General features: G+C 72.4%; 2 protein-coding genes. Both read right to left on the reverse strand.

Annotated features, from left to right (window positions below):
* Positions 1-1,756: PVC-type heme-binding CxxCH protein (locus Q0C41_RS30855; protein WP_291990796.1), on the reverse strand; the 1,756-nt coding region annotated here is incomplete at its 3' end.
* Positions 1,753-3,153 (reverse strand): neutral/alkaline non-lysosomal ceramidase N-terminal domain-containing protein (locus tag Q0C41_RS30860; RefSeq protein WP_291990798.1); only part of this gene is annotated, 1,401 nt, incomplete at its 5' end. The genes Q0C41_RS30855 and Q0C41_RS30860, both read right to left, overlap by 4 nt.

The following is a 3,153-nucleotide window of genomic DNA, read 5'->3' on the forward strand; positions in this document are numbered from 1 at the left end:
GCGCCGCCAGCGCGGTGACCGCCCGCGGATCGGCCGACACGCCGAGCGCCGCGGCCACGTGCAGGCGCACGCGGGCATCCCGGTCGTCGACGAGCGGCAGCAGGTCGTCGACGAGCGACGGTGTCGCCGTCATCCGCCGCTCGAGGATCCGGACGGCGTTCTCGCGCACCGCGGCGGCCTCGTCACGCAACGCGCGGCGCAGTTCGGGCGCCTGCAGGACGTCGAGCGCATCGAGCGTCCACAGCGCATGCAGGCGCGCCAGCACGGGCCCGCGCGAGGCCAGCAGGCGCAGGTCGGGCGCCACGTCGACGGCCCGTCGTTCGACGAGCAGGCGCTGCGCCGTCTCGCGCCACCAGGCATTGGGCCGGGCCAGCGCGCTCAGCACCTGCGCATTGGTCGCCGTCGCCAGGTCGACGGCCAGCGCCGCCGGGCCACGCTCGCGGGCCGCGAGGCGATAGATCCGCCCCAGGCCGCGCCCGGCCGTGAAGTCGAAGTGACGACGGCTCTCCTCGGGCACGTAGGCCGGGTGGTCGATGTCCTTGCGGTACATGTCCACGACATAGAGGGCACCGTCGGGACCGTTGGCGAGGAAGACCGGGCGGAACCAGCTGTCGCGCGAGGCGAGGAACTCGACGCCGTCGCGCGCGGGGGTCGATCGGAACGACACCCCACTCGGCCGCCGCACCTGACGTTGCACGAGGTTCTGCGCCGACTCGGCGACGAAGATGCTGCCGGCGTGTCCGCTCGGCAGGGCGTCGCCGCGGTGGATGTGGACGCCGCTGGCAGAGGTGAACGTGCCGGCGTGCGGGGTCGTGATCAGCGTGGGATGGAACGAGGCCGTGGTGAGGTCGCGCGTCAGCGGCCATACCGAGGCCTCGGCGCCCACGGCCGAGACCTCCTGCACCGTGTCCGAGAACGCGAGGCGCGGATTGCGCTGCAGTTGCTCCGGTTCCAGCATCACCTGCCACACCGGATGACGATTCGCGCAGATGAAGCGCCGTCCCTCATCGTCGAAGGTCAGGCCGTACTGTCCCTGGCCACCCACGAGTTCGAACGCACCCGTCACGGGGTGATACCGGGAGTCGCTCGTGCTGAAGACCACGGGCGGACGCTCGGGATGCGCCGGCGACGTGACCCGCCCGCCATTGAGTCCGCTGGTGAAGTAGATCCAGCCGTCGGGGCCCAGCGTGGGATGGCTGAAGCGGATCTGCGCCGTGCGGGTCGCACTGAACCCGGTGAGCGCGACGCGGCGCTCGTCGGCGACGCCGTCGCCGTCGGTGTCCTTCAGGTAGAGCAGGTCGGGCGCCACGGTGACGAACACGCCGCCGTCCCACACCATGAGGCCGTTCGGGTAGGTCAGGCCGGTGGCGAACTCGGTGCGCGTGTCGAAGCGGCCGTCGCGGTCGCTGTCGGTGAGCAGCGCCACGCCGCCCCGCGGCGGCTCGGCCGGCTGCCCCTCGAGCGGGTCGGGATAGCCGCGGTTCTCCACGACGAAGAGCCGCCCGAGCTCGTCGAAGGCGATGGCCACCGGGTCCTGCACCAGCGGCTCGGCGGCCACCAGGTCGAGGCGGTAGCCAGGCTCGAGCACGAAGCTCGCGAGGGCTTCGGTTGGCGAGAGCGCGGGGCGATCGTCGCGCGTCGCCACGGTGCCTCGGGGCACGGGCTCGGCCTGCATGCGGATGGAGGCCACGAGCCCGACCACGGCCAGCGCGGTCAGGGCCAGACCACGCGACCGGCGCGACGTCCGCGGTCTCATGGCGCCGGACGCGCCGCGGGCGCGGACGCCTTGAGGTCGGCCAGCATCTGCAACAGCGCGTCGGTCATCAGCCGTGCCGCGTCCAGTTCCACGCGATTGGTGCCAAGCCAGGTTTCGTATCCCCCGAGCTCGTGCTGGCGCCGGGTGGGGAGATACCCCTCGGAGCCGTTGGCCAGCGAGGTCGTGAAGGTCTGCACGAAGGGGCTCTTCGCCTTGATCTCGAGGCCGATCTCGGCGAAGACCTCGAACGGGAACGTCGTGATGGCGAGGTCGCCGATCGCGAAGGCCTGCAGGACCACCTCCAGCGACGGCGGGGCACCGGCGCTGCCCTGAATCCGCTCGGCGTAGATGCGCTCGCGCGGATGCGTCGGCGCATCGACGGGGCGCGCCAGGGCCTCCCTGGCCCAGGCCGTCAGCGCAGGCGTGATGGGACGGCGCTGCAACGTGACGGTGCGCTGCGCCGCCGTCAGCGGCGCGTGATCCCGCCACGTCAGCGGCTGCATCGCCTGATAGACCTCCGCCGCCACGCGCGTGGCCACGCGCGTCATCCGTTCGTACGGCGCGAGTCGCGCCTGCCCACCCCGCACGTCCACGTTGTTGATGTCGCCACTCGTGCCGTTGGAGAGCATCGCCACGAACCGCGACTCGGCGTGATCCTCGCCGAGCAGTCGCGCCAGGGTGCGGGCGAACACGCCGAAGTAGTCGGCCGACACGTGCCCCTGCGGCACGCCGCCCACGTAGTGGAGCGAGTAGTTGGCCAGCACCGCGATCGGTTGCCCCTGCGGCGTGCGGACGGCGACGAACGCGATCTCGGGGTCGGTCGGTCCGGCCGCCTCGATCAGATGCGGGCTGCCGACGCCCGGGTTCATCGCCACCCGATCCATCCCGCCGAAGGGATTGCCCAGGTGCGGCCCCGGCTGCATGAACCACCGGCGATTGAAGACCTCGTCGGCCAGGGTGGCGCGGCCCCAGGCGATCTGGGCCGGCTGCAGGTTGGCGACCGCCTGGCGGATGCCATCGGCGATGCGCGACGCGAGGAAGGCCTGATAGGCGTCGAGCGTGGGCGCCAGATCGTAGTCGGCGGGCGACCAGCGATCGCCCAGGGCCGACGTCGCCGAGTGCGTGTGCGTCGCGCTGATCAGGATGCGCTCGGCCGGGATCCCCGTGTGCTCGGTGGCGAGGTGCCGGGCGCGATCCAGGACGTACCTCGGCACGCCGAGGCTGTCGACCACGACGATCGCCAGGCGCGAGGCGCCATCGTCGAGCACGAGGCTGCGCGCGTGCAGCTCGTCGTGGATGTAGGTGGCAGGAAACGGCGCCCAGCCGCCGACGATCGCGCCGCCCAGCGGCGGGGTGATGTTGCTCGTGGCGGCGCCGGCCCGAAGGCGCGCGGCCGG

Origin of the sequence: Luteitalea sp., from assembly GCF_022842525.1 — a bacterium.
Classification (GTDB): domain Bacteria; phylum Acidobacteriota; class Vicinamibacteria; order Vicinamibacterales; family Vicinamibacteraceae; genus Luteitalea.